General features: G+C 71.7%; 20 protein-coding genes and 2 tRNA genes. 14 read left to right on the forward strand and 8 right to left on the reverse strand.

Annotation, left to right across the window (positions count from 1 at the left end; all coding sequences use genetic code 11):
• Positions 1 to 27 precede the first annotated feature (27 nt).
• Positions 28 to 2,175, forward strand: coding sequence for a hypothetical protein (locus ACRWNP_RS21985; protein WP_431963911.1), 2,148 nt, complete (start codon positions 28 to 30; stop codon positions 2,173 to 2,175).
• 201 nt (positions 2,176 to 2,376) lie between these two features.
• The gene (locus ACRWNP_RS21990; RefSeq protein ID WP_431963913.1) at positions 2,377 to 3,642 is read left to right on the forward strand and encodes a glycosyltransferase family 2 protein; all 1,266 of its coding nucleotides are present in this window, start codon (positions 2,377 to 2,379) and stop codon (positions 3,640 to 3,642) included.
• A 6-nt stretch (positions 3,643 to 3,648) separates the two neighbouring features.
• On the opposite strand, the gene ACRWNP_RS21995 is transcribed toward ACRWNP_RS21990, so the two are convergent.
• The gene (locus ACRWNP_RS21995; protein ID WP_431963915.1) at positions 3,649 to 5,046 is read right to left on the reverse strand and encodes a polysaccharide pyruvyl transferase family protein; all 1,398 of its coding nucleotides are present in this window, start codon (positions 5,044 to 5,046) and stop codon (positions 3,649 to 3,651) included.
• A gap of 266 nt (positions 5,047 to 5,312) precedes the next feature.
• On the opposite strand from ACRWNP_RS21995, the gene proB reads away from it, so the two are divergent.
• The 5 genes from proB to ACRWNP_RS22020 all read left to right on the forward strand — a co-directional run bounded on the left by proB (position 5,313) and on the right by ACRWNP_RS22020 (position 10,223).
• A complete protein-coding gene (proB, locus tag ACRWNP_RS22000) occupies positions 5,313 to 6,467 on the forward strand; it encodes a glutamate 5-kinase (RefSeq protein ID WP_431963917.1) in 1,155 nt (384 codons plus the stop codon).
• A gap of 126 nt (positions 6,468 to 6,593) precedes the next feature.
• On the forward strand, positions 6,594 to 7,040 hold the full coding sequence (locus ACRWNP_RS22005) for a hypothetical protein (protein ID WP_431963919.1): 447 nt from the start codon (positions 6,594 to 6,596) through the stop codon (positions 7,038 to 7,040).
• Between the two features lie 90 nt (positions 7,041 to 7,130).
• Positions 7,131 to 8,456 carry a glutamate-5-semialdehyde dehydrogenase gene (locus ACRWNP_RS22010; RefSeq protein ID WP_431963921.1) on the forward strand — a complete coding sequence of 442 codons (1,326 nt, stop codon included), beginning with the start codon at positions 7,131 to 7,133 and terminating at the stop codon, positions 8,454 to 8,456.
• Positions 8,457 to 8,527: 71 nt separating this feature from the next.
• Complete coding sequence (locus ACRWNP_RS22015; RefSeq protein WP_431963923.1) at positions 8,528 to 9,016, forward strand: hypothetical protein; 489 nt, start codon at positions 8,528 to 8,530, stop codon at positions 9,014 to 9,016.
• A 64-nt stretch (positions 9,017 to 9,080) separates the two neighbouring features.
• Complete coding sequence (locus ACRWNP_RS22020) at positions 9,081 to 10,223, forward strand: hypothetical protein (RefSeq protein ID WP_431963925.1); 1,143 nt, start codon at positions 9,081 to 9,083, stop codon at positions 10,221 to 10,223.
• On the opposite strand, the gene ACRWNP_RS22025 is transcribed toward ACRWNP_RS22020, so the two are convergent.
• Positions 10,144 to 11,265 (reverse strand): M48 family metallopeptidase, encoded by a 1,122-nt coding sequence (locus tag ACRWNP_RS22025; protein WP_431963926.1) that lies wholly within the window; start codon positions 11,263 to 11,265, stop codon positions 10,144 to 10,146. The two genes, ACRWNP_RS22020 and ACRWNP_RS22025, sit on opposite strands and share 80 nt — an antisense overlap.
• Positions 11,266 to 11,407: 142 nt before the next feature.
• Here ACRWNP_RS22025 and ACRWNP_RS22030 point away from each other — a divergent pair, with 142 nt between their 5' ends.
• From ACRWNP_RS22030 to ACRWNP_RS22055, 6 genes are all read left to right on the forward strand, one after another.
• Positions 11,408 to 11,566 carry a hypothetical protein gene (locus tag ACRWNP_RS22030; protein WP_018556595.1) on the forward strand — a complete coding sequence of 53 codons (159 nt, stop codon included), beginning with the start codon at positions 11,408 to 11,410 and terminating at the stop codon, positions 11,564 to 11,566.
• 34 nt (positions 11,567 to 11,600) lie between these two features.
• The gene (gene nadD, locus ACRWNP_RS22035) at positions 11,601 to 12,182 is read left to right on the forward strand and encodes a nicotinate-nucleotide adenylyltransferase (RefSeq protein ID WP_431963928.1); all 582 of its coding nucleotides are present in this window, start codon (positions 11,601 to 11,603) and stop codon (positions 12,180 to 12,182) included.
• Positions 12,183 to 12,219: 37 nt separating this feature from the next.
• Entirely contained in the window at positions 12,220 to 13,959 is a 1,740-nt protein-coding gene (locus ACRWNP_RS22040) for an LCP family protein (RefSeq protein ID WP_431963930.1), read from the forward strand.
• A gap of 84 nt (positions 13,960 to 14,043) precedes the next feature.
• The gene (rsfS, locus tag ACRWNP_RS22045; protein ID WP_431963932.1) at positions 14,044 to 14,481 is read left to right on the forward strand and encodes a ribosome silencing factor; all 438 of its coding nucleotides are present in this window, start codon (positions 14,044 to 14,046) and stop codon (positions 14,479 to 14,481) included.
• On the forward strand, positions 14,478 to 15,131 hold the full coding sequence (locus tag ACRWNP_RS22050) for a histidine phosphatase family protein (RefSeq protein WP_431963978.1): 654 nt from the start codon (positions 14,478 to 14,480) through the stop codon (positions 15,129 to 15,131). The genes rsfS and ACRWNP_RS22050 overlap by 4 nt, the downstream gene beginning before the upstream one ends.
• Before the next feature lie 107 nt (positions 15,132 to 15,238).
• Positions 15,239 to 15,311: transfer RNA gene (locus ACRWNP_RS22055), tRNA-Ala, on the forward strand.
• Positions 15,312 to 15,457: 146 nt separating this feature from the next.
• On the opposite strand, the gene ACRWNP_RS22060 is transcribed toward ACRWNP_RS22055, so the two are convergent.
• Positions 15,458 to 16,732 carry a glycosyltransferase 87 family protein gene (locus ACRWNP_RS22060; protein WP_431963934.1) on the reverse strand — a complete coding sequence of 425 codons (1,275 nt, stop codon included), beginning with the start codon at positions 16,730 to 16,732 and terminating at the stop codon, positions 15,458 to 15,460.
• 149 nt (positions 16,733 to 16,881) lie between these two features.
• Between ACRWNP_RS22060 and ACRWNP_RS22065 the strand changes: the two genes are divergently transcribed.
• Positions 16,882 to 16,954 (forward strand) — tRNA-Ala (locus ACRWNP_RS22065).
• A gap of 72 nt (positions 16,955 to 17,026) precedes the next feature.
• Here ACRWNP_RS22065 and ACRWNP_RS22070 read toward each other — a convergent pair.
• From ACRWNP_RS22070 to ACRWNP_RS22090, 5 genes are read right to left on the reverse strand one after another with little or no spacing between them, the layout of a single operon-like run.
• Positions 17,027 to 17,800: a dienelactone hydrolase family protein gene (locus ACRWNP_RS22070; protein ID WP_431963935.1), complete on the reverse strand. Its 774-nt coding sequence runs from the start codon at positions 17,798 to 17,800 to the stop codon at positions 17,027 to 17,029.
• A 28-nt stretch (positions 17,801 to 17,828) separates the two neighbouring features.
• Positions 17,829 to 18,191, reverse strand: a complete 363-nt coding sequence (locus ACRWNP_RS22075) for a DUF4873 domain-containing protein (protein WP_431963937.1) — start codon at positions 18,189 to 18,191, stop codon at positions 17,829 to 17,831.
• Positions 18,188 to 19,111 carry an AurF N-oxygenase family protein gene (locus ACRWNP_RS22080; RefSeq protein WP_431963939.1) on the reverse strand — a complete coding sequence of 308 codons (924 nt, stop codon included), beginning with the start codon at positions 19,109 to 19,111 and terminating at the stop codon, positions 18,188 to 18,190. The genes ACRWNP_RS22075 and ACRWNP_RS22080 overlap by 4 nt, the downstream gene beginning before the upstream one ends.
• Before the next feature lie 9 nt (positions 19,112 to 19,120).
• Entirely contained in the window at positions 19,121 to 19,978 is an 858-nt protein-coding gene (locus ACRWNP_RS22085; protein ID WP_431963941.1) for a HesA/MoeB/ThiF family protein, read from the reverse strand.
• A complete protein-coding gene (locus ACRWNP_RS22090) occupies positions 19,975 to 20,892 on the reverse strand; it encodes a hypothetical protein (RefSeq protein ID WP_431963943.1) in 918 nt (305 codons plus the stop codon). Before ACRWNP_RS22090 ends, ACRWNP_RS22085 begins: the two co-directional genes overlap by 4 nt.

Genomic DNA, 20,892 nt, shown 5'->3' on the forward strand with positions numbered 1-20,892 from the left:
TCACCAGCGTTCAGGAGAAGGCATTTCGTGATATCGACCGCCGTCCGCCTGGCCCGGGTGGGCAATCGCACCGAGCTGTCCGTATTGCTGACCATGTTGCTGAGCTACCCCGTCATGGTGGTGGGCGCTCTGCTGCCCCACCTGTGGGTGTTCGCCGGCGCGGCGGCGGTCAGCTACGCGTCGGACTGGCTGCTGCGCCGGCGTGGCGCACCTGTGCTGAGCAGGCTCACCAAGGCCGGGGCCGGGCTGCCCGTCCGCTTCCTGGCGCGTGAGCTCATCGTCGTCCTCCTCCTGGCACGCGTCGAGGCGACGGACAGCACGGTCTTCTACGCCGTCGTCCTGTGCTTCCTCGTGCTCTACGCGCTCCAGATTCCCCACACCGCACTGCTCGCCCTGATCGGCAACCGCCGCAAGCTGCCGTTCGAGGTGCGGAACATCGACCTGCCCGGACTGCGCGTTCCGCCCGGTCCGCCGAGCTGGCTCAGCCGTCGCGCAGTGGAGAAGCTCCTGCACCTGGACCTTTTCGCCGTGGTCGGACTGGTCGTCACGTCCGCGGCGGACGAGCGGGTGTACGCGCTGGTGGGTGCCGCCGTGACGCTGGTCGCGGGACTGCTGGGCGTGCTGCTGCTGGTCCCGTACCTGCGCCGCAGGCACCTGGCGCCGGCCAGGGAGAAGGCACTGGCGGCCCTGGACCGGTGGCTGCGCGTCTACCGGCCGACCACGGTGCTCTACTTCTCCGGGTCCACGGAGAGCGCGTACCAGGTCAACATGTGGCTGGACACCATGGAGCAGCTCGGTGGCCGTCCCATGGTGCTCCTGCGCGAGCACCACATCCTCCCCAAGCTCGCCCCTTCCACGGTGCCGGTGGTGAGTATTCCCAGCGGTGTCCACCTCATGAACATGGACCTCTCGCACGTGCGGGTGGCGCTCTATCCGGCGAACGTCGGAAAGAACATCCACCTTCTGCGCGTCCCGACCATGAAGCACGTCTTCATCGGGCACGGGGACAGCGACAAGGTCGCGAGCGTCAACCCCTTCAGCAAGGTGTACGACCAGGTGTGGACGGCCGGCAAGGCCGGCCGTGACCGCTACGCACTGGCCGACGTCGGAGTCCGCGACGAGGACATCGTGGAGGTCGGCCGCCCCCAGCTGTCCGGCATCCAGCCGTGGACCGGTCCCCGGGCGGACCGGATGCCCACGGTGCTCTACGCCCCCACGTGGGAGGGCTGGAGCGACGACCCGGGGAACACCTCCCTGATGCTGGCGGGCGAGAACATCGTGCGTACCCTTCTCGCCTCCAAGACGCCGGTACGCGTCCTCTACAAGCCGCACCCCTTCACCGGCACACGCCAGCCGAAGGCCGGGCAGGCGCACCAGCGCATCGTGGCGCTGCTGGAGAAGGCCAACGCCCAGCGCGCCGCCGACCCCCGGTGGTCCGGGCAGGACGACGGGCAGGCTTCCGCGCGTGCCGAGGCGCGCGCGGAGATGGCCCGGATCGAGGCGCGACTGGCGCAGCTCGACACCGCGCTCGGTGAGTCCTCGGACGAGACGGGCGACGTTCCCGGCCGGGCGGCCGACCCGAACGACGTGATGGAGATGCGGTCGCTGCGCGAGCAGTGGAGCGAGGCGTACTGGCGGGCGCTCGTCCCGTGGGAGCACCAGGTCATCACCGGTCCGATGCCGCACCTGTACGGCTGCTTCAACGCGGCGGACGCGATGGTCTCGGACGTCTCCAGCGTCGTCTCGGACTTCATCGCGAGCGGCAAGCCGTACGCGATCACCGACTCCGCGGAGATCGGCGAGGCGGACTTCAAGCGGCTGAACACCGCGGCGCGCGCCGCGCTGATCCTGGACAACCAGGCCACACGGCTCGGCGAGCTCGTGGCCGCCGTGAGTGGGGAGGGCCGGGACCCGCTGGCCGGTGCGCGCAGGGAGCTGAAGGAGTACCTGCTCGGTCCCGACGAGCCCTCCTCGATCGTGCGTTTCGACAACGCCGTGCGCGCGCTGGCCGTCGAGTCGACGGCCCGCGCGGCCCGCCAGGCGGAACGGCACGCCGCCGAGGGGGCGGAAGGGAACCCGGCGCCGGCCGTCCCCGGCCAGCGCGAGGGGGACGAGGTCCTGGACCTCGTCGCACCTCTCGAGGGCGACGCCCTCGACGACGCGAACATCGGCTGAGCCCCGGATCCGTTCCGGGGCTCGCGCCGAAGGCCCTGCCGGCGCGGCCGCTCCAGGCCGGCAGGGCGGACTCCGAGATCCGCGGCCCCGTCGCACCTGCGGTGTGTGACGCCGGTCACCACGGTGTGCGGAGCGCCGGTGCAACCTTTCCCTCGCCGTTCCCGTCTCAGCTACCGGCATGACCGCAGCGATCGGAGATCGATGAACACACCGAGCATCAGCGTCGTCATCGGCGTCTATGAGGCGATGCCCTACCTCGTGCGGTGCCTCGAGTCCGTCGAGACGCAGACTCTCGGTGCCGAACACATCGAGATCATCGCGGTGGACGACGGCTCGAGCGACGGCAGCGGTGCGTACCTGGACGAGTTCGCGGCCCGCAGCGCGATCCCGACGCGCGTGGTCCACCAGGCCAACTCCGGTGGTCCCAGCGGTCCGCGCAACACCGGGCTCGACCTGGCGCGCGGCCGTTTCGTCTTCTTCCTCGACGCCGACGACTACCTCGGTGAAGAGACATTCGAACGGATGCTCGCCGTCGCCGAACGCAACGGCACCGATGTGGTGCTGGGCCGGGTGGAGGGGGTCAACCGCTCCGCTCCCAAGTCCATGTGGGGGCGGAACCACGAGCGCACCGACGTCTTCTCCTCGCAGATCCGCTTCACCCTCAGTGCCCAGAAGCTCTTCCGCAGGGAACTGCTCGTCCGGCACGGCATGCGCTTCCGTGAGGACCTCAAGACCGGTGAGGACGCGCACTTCACGATGGACGCGTACCTGCGGGCGAACGGCGTCTCCGTGGTCGCCGACTACACGTGCTACTACCTGGTCGGGCGTGAGGACGGCAAACACGTCACCAAGAGCGGGACGTACGTGCTGCGCTTCGACTCCGCCCGGGCGTTGACGGAACTGATCGCCGAGCGCGTGCCGCCGGGTGACAAGCGGGACCTGCTGATGACCCGGCCCTTCACGGTCACGCTGCTCCCGCAGTTCGGGCCGCGCTTCCTCGCGGGGAGCGAGGAGGAGCAGCGGCACAAGGTCGAACTCGGCCGACCCCTGGTGCAGGAGTACTTCACCGACGGCGTGGCACGGCGGCTTCGCGTGCACGAGCGGCTCAGACTCCACTGCGTGGGTCAGGGGCGGCTCGACCTGCTCGCCGACGCCGTCGGGTTCGTGCGCTCCAAGGCGGAGGCCCCGGTGCATCTGGACGCCGGCGGGACCAGGGCGTACCTGGCGCTGCCCCACTTCCGGGACGAGGCCGCGGGCATCCCCGACCACGTGTACGAGATGACCCGGGACCCGATCCCCGACGACATCGCCGCGCGCATCAAGTCCGCGGGGGTCAAGGCGAACCCGGCCCGGCGGCCGACCAGGGCGGGCAGGCTCCTGCGCCGGGTGCTCGGACGGGCACTGGCGGGCAAGGTCGCGCGCCTGGCGGCCCGAACCGGACTGCGGCAGGTTCGGGCCGGGCGGTAGGGGCGTTCAGCCGCGGCCGTTGAAGATCCTCTTGATGTTCACGGCCCGCTTCGCACGGCGCAGGGTGTCGCGGTCGGGGCCGATGAGGAATCTGAGCCGCTTCTCCATGGAGGTGAGGCGGGCCTCCAGCGCGGCGGTCTTGGCGAGGGCCTCCGCCTGGCCGGCTCTGGCCTGCGCGACCTGCTGCTTGAGCCAGGCGATCCGGTAGCCCATGAGGCCGTAAGCCTCGTCCTGCCAGGCCTCCAGCGCGGGAGGGAACGCGAGTTCGCCGATGCGTGCGTCGAACGACGCGCCTCGGTCGCCGTGGGTGTACGTGTTCTGCAGGCCGTTCTTGTCGAGGAACGCGGTGAACCGGTCGAACCGCTCCCGGTGTCCGCTCAGCAGTTCGGAGAAGTCGGCCTTCTCGTAGAGGTCCGCGGGATGGGTGTCCGCGGTGACGTCGGTGGCGAGCCGATGCGGGATGCCGAAGTAGCGGCACAGTTCCAGCGTGCGGGAGTCGTGGCAGAGCACCACGGCCGGAGTGCCGGCGAGAAGAGCCGCGATGTTTCCGTGGATACGGCCGCCGAAGGAGAAGTCGTAGGCGCGCAGGTCGTTGATCCAGGGCACCGGGTCGAGATAGATCCGCACCTTGTTCTCGCGGAACCACGCGTGGGTGCGGTGCGCCGGGTAGGGGCGGTGCAGTCCGGCGGCCTCGGAGACGTCACCCCAGTAGAGGAGTTCCGCGTCCGTGAGGTTCTGTGCGATGTAGGTCAGGTTCGGGTAGGTCCGGGACGCGGTGTCCATCAGGGCGCCCATGTGCCCTACGCGCAGGGCGCTGTGTGACCCGTTGACGGCGATGCGCGACTGGGGTCCGATGGCGTCGGTCTTGCGTTCGACGGTGAAGCGGTCGCCGTTGAGGAACATCGAGGGACAGCCGATGACCTCCACGTCGCGGAAGCCGAGACCCCTCAGATACGTCTCGGTGCACTCCCCCCGCACGCCTATCGTCGCGGAACGGTCGAGCACGGCCGACACGAACCGCTTCACCTGACGCTCGATTCCATCGAGCCTCGCGGTGTTGTACTTCACGTCCGCCTGGGCCCCCACCCCCAGCACGACCACCGGAATCTTGAGTTTCTCTATGAGCCTGCTGAGCCTGGTGAGCCCACCGGCGAAGGAGGGCCGGAACGCGTTCGCGAGCGGGACCACGAACGCGTCGAACTGCTCGTTGATGCGACCGGCCTCGGAGGGTTCGAACCTGAACTGGTTGGCGATCTCGACGTCGGGGACCTGTAGGAGCTTGTGCGCGGCGTTGCTGAAGACGAGATTGCCGGAATTCGTTCCGATGACGTCATTGTGTATGGCCTGTTCGTGTGACACCACGTCGAACGGGCTCTTGCCGGAACGCAGCAAAACTCTCTTCATGGTCGCCAGCTTCCCTGCGTAATCCTGAGTGCCTCGGGCACGGGACTCGCGTGCGATGAACGTAAATGCCGGGCTACAGCGTAACCCGTGGGTAAAGCTTCGCCTGCCGCGTGGTAACGATGTTCACATTTCGTCGTGCCGGCCGGTGGACGTGCCTGTCGGCGGGGGCGTCCGGACGCTGGAACACGCAGGCGCGCGCACCGGGCGCTCGCGTAGATTGCGGGGCGGGGACCGCTGCAGGAGCGGTGCGAGACGCGAGGAAGCACGTGGCGAGCGCGAGGCAGGACGTGGCGGAGGCCCGGCGGGTCGTGGTCAAGGTCGGGTCGTCGTCCCTGACGACGGCGGCCGGCGGCCTGGACGCCGACCGGGTGGACGCCCTCGTGGACGTGCTCGCCAAGGCGCGCGGGACGGGGGAGGGCGCGGCGCAGGAGGGTGCGGCGGCCAAGGAGGTCGTCCTGGTCTCCTCCGGTGCCATCGCCGCCGGGCTGGCGCCGCTCGGGCTCACCCGGCGACCCCGGGACCTGGCCCGGCAGCAGGCCGCCGCCAGCGTCGGCCAGGGTCTGCTGGTGGCTCGCTACACGGCCTCCTTCGCCCGGTACGGCGTACGGGTCGGCCAGGTGCTGCTCACCTCCGACGACATGAGCCGCCGGGCGCACTACCGCAACGCCTTCCGCACGCTGGACAAGTTGCTCGCCATGCGCGCCATGCCGATCGTCAACGAGAACGACACGGTGGCCACCGACGAGATCCGCTTCGGCGACAACGACCGCCTCGCCGCCCTGGTCGCCCACCTGGTCCGCGCCGACCTGCTCGTGCTGCTCTCCGACGTCGACGGCCTCTACGACGGCGACCCCGCACTCCCGGGCACCTCGCGCATCGAGGAGGTCCGCGGGCAGCGGGACCTGGAGGGCGTCTCCATCGGCAGCGCGGGCAAGGCCGGCGTCGGCACCGGGGGCATGGTCACCAAGGTCGAGGCCGCGCGGATCGCGGCCGGCGCCGGCATCCCGGTCGTGCTCACCTCCGCCTCGCAGGCCGCGGACGCGCTGGCCGGACGGTGTACGGGCACCCTCTTCCACGCCACCGGCAAGCGCTCCGCCGACCGGCTGCTGTGGCTGGCCCACGCCTCCACGCCGCTCGGCGCGCTCATCCTGGACGACGGCGCGGTGCAGGCGGTCGTCAAGCGCCGCACCTCACTGCTGCCCGCGGGAATCGCGGCGGTGGAGGGCCACTTCACCGCCGGAGACCCGGTCGAACTGCGCGACACCTCCGGCCACGCCGTCGCACGCGGCCTGGTGAACTTCGACGCCAAGGAGCTGCCGCGGCTGCTCGGCCGTTCCACCCGCGAACTGGCGCGGGAGCTGGGGCCCGCCTACGAGCGCGAGGTCGTGCACCGGGACGACCTCGTTCTCCTGCACCACTGAGGCGGACCTCCTTCGTGGTTACTTCGTGAAAACCGCCCCGCGGCCGCTCCCGGGCTGCTGGACTTTGAGGGCGGAGCACGGAATCCGGCCACGGACGTGAAGACAGGGACGACAGGGAGGCCGCCGGTGAGACGAGGGCGCCCGGGGGCATCGTCGTCCCGAGGGACGGCGGAGCGGACACTGGTGAGCGTGACGAGCGACGACATCGCCCCGCCGACCCGGGAGCGCCCCGTGTCCCGGCTCTGGCACGTGACGCTCAGCGTCTCCGGGCCCGAGGCCCCGCTCGCCGAGGTGCGGCGCGCGCTGGAACAACTCGCGAACGACCATCCCTTCCTGCTGACCAGCCGGTACGCGGCCGACCACGCCGAGATCCGGTACTGGGAGGAGGCCCGCGACCTGCACGACGCCGCCGCCATCGCGCTGCGGCTGTGGGGTGAGCACCGCTCCTCCGCCAACCTGCCGCCCTGGGAGACGGTGGGCCTGGAGGTCATCGACCGGGACACCTATCACCAGCGCCTCGCGGAGGGCTACGGACCTCCCCCGGCGGCGCCCGTCGGCGTGCACCCCTACTGAGCCGCGACGGCCTCCGGCCGTGCGCGGCACGGGTCTCACCCGCTGGAAAGCCGCCCCGTCGGCCGGCGCCCACGCCGTACCCTGGCCGCTATGAGCAGCCGCAGCCACAGCAACGACGACCTCGCCGCCTCCCTGCCCTCGCCGTGGCCGAAGAGCCCGGTGCTGCAGGCCGCCTACCGTGCCCGTTCGGCCGCCGCCGACCTCGCGCCGCTGCCGCGCTCGGCGAAGGACGATGCTCTGCTGGCCATCGCCGACGCCCTGGTGGTCCGCACACGGGAGATCGTCGAGGCCAACGCGGAGGACGTCGCCCGCGCCCGCGAGGCGGGCACCGGCGAGGCGATTGTGGACCGGCTGACGCTGACCCCCGAGCGGGTCCGCGCCATCGCCTCCGATGTGCGCGACGTGGCCGGCCTGCCCGACCCGGTCGGCGAGGTGGTGCGCGGCTCCACGCTGCCCAACGGGCTGGACCTGCGGCAGATCCGTGTGCCGCTGGGCGTGGTCGGCATCATCTACGAGGCCCGGCCCAACGTCACCGTGGACGCGGCCTCGCTCTGCCTGAAGTCCGGCAACGCGGTGCTGCTGCGCGGCTCCTCCTCGGCGTACCACTCCAACTCCGCGCTGGTGACGGTGGTGCGCGACGCCGTCGGCGGCGCCGGGCTGCCCGCCGACGCCGTCCAGTTGGTGCCGGGGGAGAGCCGGGAGTCGGTGCGCGAGCTGATGCGCGCCCGCGGCATGGTCGACGTGCTCATCCCGCGCGGCGGTGCCTCCCTCATCAAGACGGTGGTCGAGGAGTCGATCGTCCCGGTGATCGAGACCGGCACCGGCAACTGCCATGTGTACGTGGACGCGCAGGCCGACCTCGACACCGCCGTCTCGATCCTGGTCAACTCCAAGGCGCAGCGCCCGAGCGTGTGCAACGCCGCCGAGACACTGCTGGTGCACCGGGACATCGCCGCCGACTTCCTGCCGCGCGCCCTGGACGCGCTGGCCGCGGCCGGGGTCACCGTGCACGCCGACGACCGGGTGCGGGAACTGGCCGAGAAGAGCGGCACCAAGGCCATCGTCGTCCCGGCCACCGCGGAGGACTGGGAGACCGAGTACCTGAGCAACGACATCGCCGCCGCCGTGGTGGACTCGCTGGACGCCGCCGTGCAGCACATCCGGCTGTGGTCCTCCGGGCACACCGAGGCCATCGTCACCACCTCGCAGCCGGCCGCCCGGCGGTTCACCCGGTTGGTGGATTCCGCGGCCGTCGCCGTCAACGCCTCGACCCGGTTCACCGACGGCGGGCAGTTCGGCTTCGGCGCGGAGATCGGCATCTCCACGCAGAAGCTGCACGCCCGCGGCCCGATGGGGCTTCCGGAGCTGACCTCGACCAAGTACGTCTTCACCGGGGACGGTCACATCCGCGGCTGACCGGCCCCGGTGGAAGGACGGACTTCCCGAGCGGCCTGCCCAATCCGCGTGATCGGCCCTATTCTGGACGGGTGCCGGACGAACTGGGGGGCAAGCCGTTCCCGGACGGCGAGGACCACGGTGGCGCGGATGACGAATTCGCGTCCGTGGTGCTCGACGAGGCCTTCATACGGGCGGCCGCCTTCCACGAACCCAGCGCCCATGAGCGCATGCTCGCCGCCGCCACGGCACAGGCCGAGGCCGAGGCGTCCCGCCCCCGCGTCCTGAGCGGGGAGGACGGCACCAGCCCGTACGGGGAAGCGGAGGCCGAGCGCTCCGCGCAGGACGTTGAGTACGAGGACCTCTACTCCCAGCGGCGCCCCTACCGGGGGCACGGGCGCTGGCACCGGACCGTGGCGTGGGTGCTCGCCGTGGTGATGGGCATCGGCGTCGTGGCACTGACGTTCGCGGCGGTCTACCGGGGTGCCGGAGGCGCTCGCCAGCCCTCCGTCCCGCCCGCTCCGACGGGCCGGATCGGAGCCCCGTCGCTACCCCCGGTGGCGGTCAGCCGCACCCCCTGACGCCGCCCGAACTTGTCTCGTACCAGGACGTTTTAAAGGGCCCTGACAGACCTACGCTTGTTGTATGGCAGGGCCTGGTAACCCACCGGAGGGGAACCCCGAGGGCTCCCCGGGAGGTGGTGAGGACGAGTACCGATCCGTCGTCTTCGACGAGTCGTTCGTCCGTGCTGCCCGGATACAGGAGTTCTCCGCGCGGGAGCGGCTGGACGGATCGGCCCGCTCGGTGCGCACCCGCCGCCCATGGGCCCGCGGCGGTGCCCCGCGGCAGGCCCTGGTCCTCGTCCTGCTGATCGTCATGGCCTTCGGCACCGCCGTCTACCTGGGCATACGCAACCCCTACGACCAGCCCGCCCCTCCCGTGGCGGAGCCGCTGCGGATCACCTTGCTGCCGCTCGCCCCCACGGCTGTCGTGGCCGCCGTGGACCGGTCGCGGCCGTTCGCCGGGCAGCGCGCCGAGCACTACCGGGCCGGCGGGGACGGCTACGCGCTGCCCCCGGCGCGCCGCACCGCGCACTTCAGCGAGAGCCAGGTCATGCAGGCCCTGGTCTTCGCCAAGGACTACCTGGTCGCATCCTCCGCCGATCCCGGCGCGCTGACCGGCGGGGACATCCGCACGGTGCGCACCATGCTCGACCCCGGGCAGCTCGACCAGTTCGACCGCAGCCTGGAGCGGCCCGCGGACGACGGGCGCCACGCGGCGACCGGCTGGCTGGTGCGCTTCGACCCCACCCGTGTCGCCCTCGCCGACGACGAGGTCAAGGTGCGCGGCACCATGACCGTGGCCGAGGCGGGCGGCGAGGCTCTGGAGGTCGTCACCGACCACACCCTGGTCTACGCCGTACAGGCCGCCACCGGGGGCAGCGGCCAGGCCTCGCTGTTCACGGTGCGCCGCGCACTGCGGCTGCGGTTCGACCGCGCGGACCTGCGCGACCAGCACGTGGAGCTGCTGCAGGCCGCCGTCGAGGCCGGGCCGCTGTCCTGCGCGGGCGCCCCCGTGGCGCACTTCCTGCCGCTGCTGGCCGGGCAGCGGCCGTCGGCGCAGCCCGGGGTCGACCCCTACGACCACCGCCACGAGATCAGCTCGGTGTGCGGGGTGCTCGCCCCGGCCCCGGTGGCCGGACCGGGGATCAGCTCTCCGGCGGCGAGTGCGGCGAGTCCTTCGGCGGGCGCTCCGACGAGCCGGAGCCCTGGCCCGGCGTCCCGGTGAAGCGGCCGCGCAGCCGGCCGCCGATGTCCCCTGCCCCCGACCCGATGTCGGCGAGCAGCTTCATGAGCGGGTCCTTGCTGGTCTTCACCGTGTCGGCGTAGTGGCTCGCGGATTCCTTGAACGAGTCGTAGACCGAGGTGTCCTTGTCCTCGCTGCGCCGCGGGTAGTGGCCGTCCATGATGCGCTGGTGGTCGCGGCTCGCCGCCCACTTCTTCAGCTCGGCGGCGCGCACGGTGGTGAACGGGTGGCTGCGCGGCAGGACGTTGAGGATCTTCAGCACGGAGTCGCGCAGGTCGCCCGACTCCTCGTACTCCTCGGCCTGCTTCAGGAACGCGTCCACGTTCATCTCGTGCAGGTGGTTGCCGCCGGCGATCTTCATCAGGCCGCGCATCGAGGCCTGCAGGTCCTGGCCGACCAGGAGTCCGGCGCGGTCGGCGGAGAGCTCCGACTTGCGGAACCACTCGCGCAGTGCGGTGACGAGCGCCATGATCGCGAGGTTGCCGAGCGGTATCCAGGCGACCCGCAGCGCCAGGCTGGTCAGGAAGAGCAGGATCGTGCGGTAGACGGAGTGGCCGGACAGGGCGTGACCGACCTCGTGGCCGACGACGGCCCGCATCTCCTCCTCGTCCAGCAGCTCCACCAGCCCGGTGGTGACGACGATGATCGGCTCGTCCAGGCCGATGCACATCGCGTTGGGCTTCGGGTCCTGGGTGACGTACATCGCCGGGACCCTGGGCAGGTCGAGGATGTAGCAGGCGTCCCGCAGCATGTCGTTGAGGTGCGCGAACTGCTGGTCGCTGACGCGCACCGAGTCCGAGAGGAACAGCAGCCGCAACGAGCGCTCCGGCAGCAGCCCGCTGAGCGCCTTGAAGACGGTGTCGAAGCCGCTCAGCTTGCGCAGCGCCACCAGCGCGGAACGGTCCGCCGGGTGTTCGTACGCGCGCGAGGAGACGCCCTCGAAGCGCCGCCGGTTGCGTCCGGGCAGCCGCCCCGACTCGTTCCCGCCGCCGTTCGCACCGCTCGAATCGTTCGGACCGGACATATGTCCCCGCCCCCCTGCTCGCCCGTTGGGTACCTAGTGAGGACGCGCGGAGCCACCGCGAAGTTCCAGCCGGACCGCCCGTACGATGTTGCCCGAGTCTTCCGCCCGTCGACAGACCCCGAAGCCACCAAGGGACCGCCGAATGACCTCCTACGCGACCGCCGCCGTTCTGACCACGCTCGCCGAGGGCGAGGGCGGCGGCAACCACGAGAGCCTGAGCCCCTACCTCACGGGCGGCGGCGCGCTGTTCGCGCTGCTGCTCCTGCTCTTCATCACCACCCGTTTCAACCGCGACCGCTGAGCTCGATCAGGCGATGCGGGTAGGGTCTATCCGCATGAAGAAGCGAATCGGTGTGATGGGTGGGACGTTCGATCCCATCCACCACGGCCACCTCGTGGCGGCCAGCGAGGTGGCGCACCTTTTCCAGCTGGACGAGGTGGTCTTCGTGCCCACCGGCCAGCCATGGCAGAAGAGCGCACAGAAGGTGTCGGCGGCCGAGGACCGCTACCTGATGACGGTGATCGCCACCGCGTCGAACCCGCAGTTCTCGGTCAGCCGCAGCGACATCGAGCGCGGCGGCCGCACGTACACCATCGACACGCTCCGCGACCTGCGGGCCGAGCACCCCGAGGCGGAGCTGTTCTTCATCACGGGGGCGGACGCGCTGGCCCAGATCTTCTCCTGGCGCAAGGCCGAGGAGCTGTTCTCGCTGGCGCACTTCATCGGCGTCACCCGTCCCGGGCACACCCTGTCCGACCCCGGCTTCCCGGCCGGTGGGGTCTCCCTGGTGGAGGTGCCCGCCCTGGCGATCTCCTCGACCGACTGCCGTCAGCGGGTCGCCAAGGGGGAGCCGGTCTGGTATCTCGTGCCCGACGGTGTCGTGCGCTACATCGACAAACGCAGGCTGTACCGGTAAGTGATCAGCGGCTGATCGGCAACTGGAGGGGTCCCCAGTGAACGACTACCCCCGATGGCAATACGCCGAGGGAACACCCGAGCAGGGCGGTCAGGACCCCTACGGAGAGGACCCCTACGCACAGCAGCGGGGCGACTACGCAAACGGTTGCGGCGACGAGTACGGCCAGTACGGCCCCTACGCCCAGCAACCCGGCCCGCCCGGCGGTCAGCAGACCGGCCGGCAGCAGTCCTACCCGGGCCGGCAGGGCGGGCAGCAGGGCTACTCCGGGCAGCCGTACTACCCACAGGAGCAGCCGCAGTACCAGCAGCAGCACCCCCAACACCCCCAGCAGACGCAGCAGTACCAGGGGTGGATCCCGCAGCAGCCGCAGTACCAGGAGCCGTACTACGAGCAGCAGCAGAACGGGCAGCCTCCGGCGCCCCCGCAGGCCCCTCCGGCCCAGCGGCAGCCCGCGTACGAGGAACCGCCGGCCCGGCCCGCCGCCGCCCGCGCGCCCTCGGGCGAAGCCGACTACCACACCGGCCAGTTCTCCTTCGTCGACGAGGAGACCGAGGAGTCGGAAGAGGTCATCGACTGGCTGAAGTTCACCGAGTCCCGCACCGAGCGCCGCGAGGAGGCCAGGCGCCGCGGCCGCAACCGCGTGGTCGCCGCGGTCGTCGTCCTGGTGCTGGCCGCCGTCGGCGGCGTCGGCTACCTGTGGAAGGCCGGCAAGATCCCCGGCCTCGGTGGGGACTCCGGGACCGCCCAGCAGGCGGCGGGCGGTCAGAAGCGCGACGTCATCGTGCTGCACCTGCGCCCGGTCGGCAGCGAGGAGACCTCGACCGCGCTGCTGGTCAGCAACTCGACGACCAGGAAGGGCACCACCGTCCTGCTGCCGAACTCCCTCGCCGTCAGCAGCGACGACGGCGGCAGCACCACGCTCGGCAAGTCCGTCGTGGAGAACGGTTCCGCCCCCACCCGTGAGGCGCTGGAAGGTCTGCTCGGCACCAAGATCAGCGGCACCTGGCGGCTGGACACCCCCTACCTGGACAACCTCGTCGAGTCCCTCGGCGGGGTCCTCGTCGACACCGACGCCACGGTGAAGGCCGGCAAGAAGAAGGGCGACAAGACCCTCGTCAAGCCCGGCAAGCAGCAGGAGCTGGGCGGTCAGGCCGCCGTCGCCTACGCGACCTACCGGGGACCGGGCGAGGGGCCGGACAAGCAGCTCGCCCGCTTCGGGCAGGTCGTCCAGGCCGTGCTGAAGAAGATGTACAGCGACCCGGACCTGGCGACCAAGACCATCGAGGGGCTCAACCAGGTCATCGAGCCCCCGCTGACCGAGAAGGACCTCGGCAGCAGCCTCGCGGCGCTGTCCGAGGAGGCGAAGGGCGGCGACTACACCACCGAGACGCTGCCCGTGGAGCCCGACGGCACGCTGAGCGAGAAGGCCACCGAGGACGTGGTGAAGAAGGTGCTCGGCGGCACCGTCACCAACACCGAGTCCGACGGCATCCCCCGGGTCACCCTGCGCAACGCCACCGGAGTGGCGGCCAACACCGGCGAGGCCCAGGTGCAGATCATCGGCGGCGGCTACACCTTCGTCTCCGGCGCCACCGCGGACATCCAGGCCACCTCGCAGGTGCTGTACGCCGACGCCGACCAGAAGGCGAACGCGCAGGAGCTGGCGAAGACGCTGGGCCTGTCCGCCAAGGCCGCCAAGAAGGGCGGCGTGGCCTCCAACGCCGACATCACGGTCGTCCTGGGCCAGGACTACAGCCCGCCGGAGAAGAGCTGACCGGGGCGGCCCATAACCGGTCGGGGACGGAGTGCGGTCCGTGAGACCCTGGACGTACGACGCCCCCGACCGGAAAGCCGCACAGTGACCGCCACGGACCGCTCCATCGAGCTCATCCAGACCGCCGCCCAAGCGGCCGCCGACAAGCTCGCGCACGACATCATCGCCTACGACGTCAGCGACGTCCTCTCCATCACCGACGCGTTCCTGCTGGCCTCCGCGCCCAACGACCGCCAGGTGAAGGCCATCGTCGACGAGGTCGAGGAGCGGCTGCAGAAGGAGCTCGGCGTCAAGCCGGTGCGCCGCGAGGGCGAGCGCGAGGGGCGCTGGGTGCTGCTCGACTACGTGGACATCGTGGTGCACGTGCAGCACTCGGAGGAGCGGGTCTTCTACGCGCTCGAGCGGCTGTGGAAGGACTGCCCCGAGCTCGAGCTGCCCAAGGACGCCGTCGCCACCCGCGGCAAGGCCGAGGAGCACGCCCGCGCCACCGCGGCCGCCGACGGGGACGGAGAGCTGATCTGAACGGGCATGTACGCGGTCGCGGCCGCCGGGTCGTCTTCTGGCGGCACGGCCAGACCTCGTGGAACGTGGAGGGCCGCTTCCAGGGCTCCACGGACATCTCGCTGACCTCCACCGGCGTCGCGCAGGCCAAACGGGCCGCACGGCTGCTCGCCGCGCTGCAGCCGGACGCGATCGTCTCCTCCGACCTGCAGCGCGCCGCCGACACCGCCGCGGAGCTGGCCGCCGTCACGGGCCTGGACATCTCGTACGACGAGGGGCTGCGGGAGACCTACGCGGGTGTGTGGCAGGGCCTGACCCACGAGGAGATCACCGAGCGTTATGGCGCGGAGTACGCGGCCTGGAAGCGCGGCGAGCCCGTGCGGCGCGGCGGCGGCGAGCTGGAGACCGAGGTCGCCGACCGGGCCGCCCCGGTGGTGCTCGCGGCGGCCGACAAGCTGCCCGACGGCGGGGTGCTGGTGGTCGTCAGCCACGGCGGCGCGATCCGCACCACCATCGGCCGTCTCCTCGGGCTCGACCCGCGCAGCTGGGAGGCGCTCGGCGGGCTGTCCAACACCTGCTGGTCCGTCCTCGGCGAGGGCGCCCGGGGCTGGCGGCTGCTGGAGCACAACGCCGGCACCCTGCCCGAGCCGGTGCTCGGCGACGACGACTGACGGGTCCCGGACGCCCGGGGCGGGGCCGGTCCGGAGCCGATTTCAGGAATCCGGCCCCGACCGGCTAAGCTTCTTCTCGTTCGGAGGGCCGAAAGCCCGAGGACAGCGGGGCTATAGCTCAGTTGGTAGAGCGCTTGCATGGCATGCAAGAGGTCCGGGGTTCGAATCCCCGTAGCTCCACAGAAGCAGCGGATCCCGTCTCCCCCAGGGAGGCGGGATCTTTGCGTTCGCACCGCCGTCGTGCTCCGGGCGTGCCGTGAAGCGTCTGGCGGCGCGAAGCGGCCTTCCCGGCGGGACCGTTGGGGACCGGTCTCGGGCCGGCCGGCTCAGCCGGGGGCCGTGGCGCGCTCCCTCCGGTCGCGCCAGGCGATGGCCGCCGCGAGGCACAGGAACGCCGCCCCGGCGGCCGGGTAGACCGCGGAGAGGGCCATCTGGGCCGCGGACTGGTGGAGTTCGGGACGCGAGACCCCGTCGCCGTGCGGTGTGAGCCACAGCGCGTACGAGCAGAAGAGCAGGCCGTACAGCGCGGTGCCGCCCCACCCGAGCGCGGGCCGCCGGGCGCGCGGGGCGCGTCCGGCGAGGAACACGGCCAGGGGAACCGCCCACACCCAGTGGTGCGACCAGGAGATGGGGCTGACCAGGAGGCCCGTCACGGCACAGGACAGCGCCGCCCAGGCGTGCTCCCCGGCCCGCAGGTGCGCAGTGGCGACGGCCAGGCCCGCGCAGGCCGCGAGAACGGCCGGGAGGAGCCACCAGCCGCCCGGGTCGCCGGTGTGCAGCGCCCGCGCGAGCACTCCCCGCAAGGACTGGTTGGCGGTGTCCTCGGCGTTGCCGGCGCGGTCGGCGGAGAAGACGACCCCGGTCCAGAAGCGCCCCGAGTCGCGCGGCAGTACGAGCGCGGAAAGGCCCACCGTCGCCGCGAAGGTGACGCACGCCACGGCGGCCTGCCGCAGATACGGGTTCCACCGCTCGCGCCGCCGCCAGGCCACCGCCGCTCCGCCGACGGCCAGGAAGACCACGAACAGCAACGGGGTCAGCTTGATCCCCGCGGCGACGCCGATGCCGATCCCGGCCGCCCGGTTCCCGCGCCGGGTGAAGTCCCACAGCACCAGGACCGCGAGCAGCAGGTTGACCTGCCCGTACCGCAGCGTCGTCCACACCGGCTCGCACCACACGGCCGCCGCCGCCACGCCGAGCGCGGCCGCCGTCGGGGGGAGCCGCCGCGGCAGTCCGGCCAGCCGGAGCGACAGGTGGCAGAGCGCCACCAGCAGGCCCAGGTTGAGCAGGGTCGCCGCGGTCCGGCAGGCGCCGGTGCCGAGCAGCGTCAGCGGCGTGAAGAGCAGCGCCGCGAACGGGGGGTAGGTGTTGGGCAGCCGGGCGTGGGTGACGCGCATCGCGTACAGGTCCCCGCCCTTGCGCACCGTCCATCCCTCGGCACGGTAGACGGTGAGGTCGATCATCGAGACGTGTGCGGCGCGTTGGGCGGCCCAGAAGGCCGTGAAGGAGACCAGGCAGGCGAGTGCCGCGACGAGGACGGCCCGCCGCGCCGGGAGGCTCCGGGTGGCGTCCTCGGCGGCGGCTCTGGGCTGTGTCGCGGTCACGGCGGCCTGCTCCGCTCTCGGTCGGGGAGGGGTCAGCCGACAGTACCGGGAGCCCTGCCGCGGCGGCCAGGAATGGATTTGGCGAACCGCCCCCATGGCCGTGTAATGTATGCCAGGTCGCCGGGGGGAACCCCGGGAGACGGCAGCGCGGGGCTATAGCTCAGTTGGTAGAGCGCTTGCATGGCATGCAAGAGGTCCGGGGTTCGAATCCCCGTAGCTCCACTTCCGCAGTGTGACGAGAGCCCGTCCGATCGCCTCGATCGGACGGGTTCTTCGTGTTCCGCGTCGGCCGTCTCACCCGGCGGCCGCGCGCCGGGCGAAGGCCAGCACCCTGCGCCAGGCGTCGGCCGAGGCCTCGGTGTTCTCGCCCTGCTTCACGTCGAAGAAGCTGTGCGGGGCGCCGGGGTAGGTGACCACTTCGTGCTCGATCCCCGCCTCGGCGAGGGCGCGCTCGAAGGCGTCGACATGCCGCTGCGGGATGCCGGGGTCGTCTCCCGCCATGAGCGCGAGCACCGGGGCGGTCAGCTCGCCCGCCCGCTGGGTGGGGCCGGGTGCGCCGTCGGGGCCGGGGGCGGGCCAGCAGGAGAAGCCCACCGTCCCGGCCAGGTCGTGGCCCGCCCGCTTCGTGCCCGCGAGGACGGCCAGCCGGCCCCCGATGCAAAAGCCCGCGGTGACGATCCGGCGCCGCTCGCCGCCCTCGGGGGAGCGCAGGTGCGCCACCGCGGCGGAGAGGTCGTCGTACAGGCCGCGCGGGGTCAGCCGCACCATGTGCTCGTCCACCGGGAAGTCCGCGTCCCGTTCGCCCACCCCCGCGGTGCGGCCGTAGTAGTCGACGACCACCGCGTGGTGGCCGTTCTCGGCGAAGCGCCGGGCCAGCTCGATGTAGAAGCGGTAGAGCCCGCGCACATCGGGCAGGATGACGACACCGAGGCCGGAGGGGTTCTCCGGTACGGCCTCGAAGGCGGCGAAGCGGGTTCCGTCCCGCGCGGTGAGCGTGATCCGGTGGTCCCGGGCGAGGGCCTGCGGCCCGTGGGGCACCGGAGGCGCGGAATCGGGTTCGAAGCACATGGTGCGGCTCCCTGGGGGTTCTCGCGGGTCAGTTCTCGAGGCCGGGCGTGGCCATGGCGCTGAACGGGGGCGTGCTGGTGCCCGCGACCCGCATCCGCTGCCACAGGTCGGGGTCGGAGAGCTCGCCCTCGGCCCGGCCGTGCGGGGTGCACACGGTGACGGGGACCGGCTGTCCGCCCACCAGCGCGGACAGCCGCGCGTCGGGGGCCAGCCGGCCGTACCAGTGGTAGCGGCCGTCGAGGGGCTGGAAGTAGCCGGTCAGCCGGATCTCGACGTCCAGGGTCCGGCCTGCCACCAGCAGGGTGGCCGGTCCGGCGTAGCCGTCCTCGTCGTGGTCGTGGTCGTGGTCGTGGTGGGGCCCGTGATCGGACTCGTGGCCGTGGGCGGTCACGACAGCCAGCCGGCCTCGCGCCAGACCTTCTCCGTCGGGCCGCCGATCAGCCCGATCTGCTGGTAGTACGCGGCGATCCGCTGACCGCCGTACTTCGCGTTCTCGATGTTGTTGGGGTTCGCGCGGGCCGCCGCGATCGCGGTCTTCGGGTCGAGCCCGGCCCGCTGGTACATCAGCGGGTTGTAGCGGTCCTTGCGCATGCCGGCGACGATCCCCGCGAGCAGCCGGCGCAGCGCGCCGAGCCGGGCCCTGGACAGGGTGGGCACGAACCGTTCGAGTTCGGTGCGGGCGAAGGAGATGTGCCGGGCCTCCTCGACCACGTGGATGCGGGCGACCGCGCGCACGACGGGCTGGATGGTCTCGTCATTGGACTGCTCGCGCTGGAAGCGGTCGAAGAACTCCTCGGTGAGCAGGATCAGAGCCCACAACGCCGGCACCGGCGCGAAGGTCTTGAGCAGCAGGCCGCTGCGGAGGGTCTTCGGCGGGGTCGGGTAGATCTCGGCGCCGATCTTCTCCACCAGCCTGGCGAACATGATCATGTGCCGGACCTCGTCCGCGACCTCCGTCAGGGCGAACTGCACCTGTGGGGTCGACACGTCGCGCTTGTAGACGTACCGGGAGACCAGGTGGAGCAGGACGTGCTCGGTCCACACCCCGACGGCGACCGAGGCGGCCAGCTCCTCGCGGCTGAGCAGCATCCGCTGCTCGGCGCCGAGCGAGTCCCACAGCTCGGTGCCGTAGAGCGAGCAGCGCTTCTCCGCGAGGAACCACTTGCCCTCGACGAGCGGCGCGTCCCAGTCGATGTCCACCAGGGGGTCGTACGAGTGCCGGGCGGACGCGATGAGCAGCTGGGCCGCCTTCTTCGTCTGGCGGGCGACCGGATCGGCCTTGAGATCGGGCTTGAGCAGTTCGGACGTCATCTCTTCCTCCTAGGACTGCGGTCGGACAATCTGGTGGACGTCCAGCGACAGCGCCTCGCGGACGGGACGGCCGGCCAGCACCTCGACGACGTAACGGGCGGTCAGGACGCCGAAGAGCAGCGAGGTGTAGACCAGCTGCGGAACGCTGTAGTCCGGCTCGTCGCGGTGGGCGCGCACATCGGCCAGCAGGTCCTCGGGCACCAGCTCGCGCGGCACGATCCGCAACAGCAGCTCCCACACCGACTCGGAGGCGACCTGCTCCGCGGTGACCTCGCCGGCCAGCGGTGGCAGCCCGAGGCGGTAGTCGTAGTAGCGGATGTACTGGGTGCCGGACATGTCGTAGCCGGAGACGACGGGCCGGCCCTGGGCCGCGGCCTCGGCGTGCAGGGCGTACTTGGCCCGCCAGCCCTCCGGGGTGGTCACGTCGACGCCGTCGACGACGATGTCGCAACCGCCCAGCAGCGCCGCCACGTTCCCGGGCTGGATCCCCTCCGGGCGCACCTCGGCGACCGCGTGCGGGTTGACCGCGCGGACGCGCTCCGCGGCCACCTCGGCCTTGTTGCGGCCGATGTCGGCGTGCGCGGCGTGCTGTCGGTTGAGGTTGTTCAGCTCGTACACGCCGGGTTCGGCGAGGACGAAGTGCTGCACGCCCAGCCGGGTCAGCGGATCGACGGCCGCCCCGCCCGTCGATCCGCACCCCGCGACGAGCACCACGGCCGTCCGCAGCGCCCGCTGCGCGGCGTCCGGGATCAGGCCGCGGTTGCGTTCGGTGAACGCGGCGTAGAACGCGTCGGGGGCGCCGCCCGTCCCCGTGGCGGCGGTCGCGGCGCGGGCCGGGACGGGTGCGGTCGTGTGGATGCCGGTCATACGTGAACCCTCCGCAAGCGGCCGCCGACCGTCTCCACCAGGCCCTTGAGGGCGTCCAGCGGATTGCGGTCGGTCAGGGCGCGGTCGATGTGTCGGATCAGTCGCCGAAGTTCCTCGCCGTGCGGAGCCCGCGCCACGAAGGGCTTCACCACGTCGCGCTGCGTGTAGAGCGGGAACATCAGGTCGTCGGCGGGCAGCGAGGGCCGGGTGCCCTCCAGCACCGTGATGTCCTTCAGGCTGCGCAGCAGCCTGCGGATCGCGACGCCCTCCTCGCCGTCCCCCACGAGCGCCTCGGGGGCCGGCTCGATCCGGCCGAGCGCGGTGTAGAAGCCGAGCATCAGCTCCAGTGTCAGGCGGAGCCGCGCGTAGGCGCTGGAACGATTCTGCTCGGCGCGGTGCACCAGCCGCTTGACCTCCCACACGCGGCTGGTGTCCAGGTCCCCGTCGCACTCCACGTGCTCGAAGAGATTGACTCCGTGGGCGACCTCGCACGGGAAGAGCGACCGTGCCGGGTCCTTGAGGTGCCGGGGCACCGGGTTGGTCGAGCCGACCAGCGAGAGATAGCGCAGGATCGCGCCGCTCGGCCCGTCGAGGGCGAGCACGTGGATCTCGTTGCGGTGGCCGCCGTGGGGCTCGGTCACCAGCGAGCGCCGGAAGGCGAGATCCGCGCTGGCGAACCTCAGGCGCAGGTACTGGGCGAGCCGGAAGCCGTAGATACCGTGGCGGTACGGCTCCGGCAGCCCGTCGTCGCGCACGGCGAGGACGGTCGGGCCGCCGGGCCGTTCGCAGTGGTAGAGGAGGCTCTCCGCGGGCACCTGGGCGGCGAGCCCCGTGAAACTGGTCAGGCTGTGCACCATCTGCACCTCGGCGGCGTAGACGTCGGTGCTCCGGGCCCGTTCGAGTGTCTGCTCCAT

The sequence above is a fragment of the Actinacidiphila sp. bgisy160 genome, assembly GCF_965342435.1.
Lineage (GTDB): Bacteria > Actinomycetota > Actinomycetes > Streptomycetales > Streptomycetaceae > Actinacidiphila.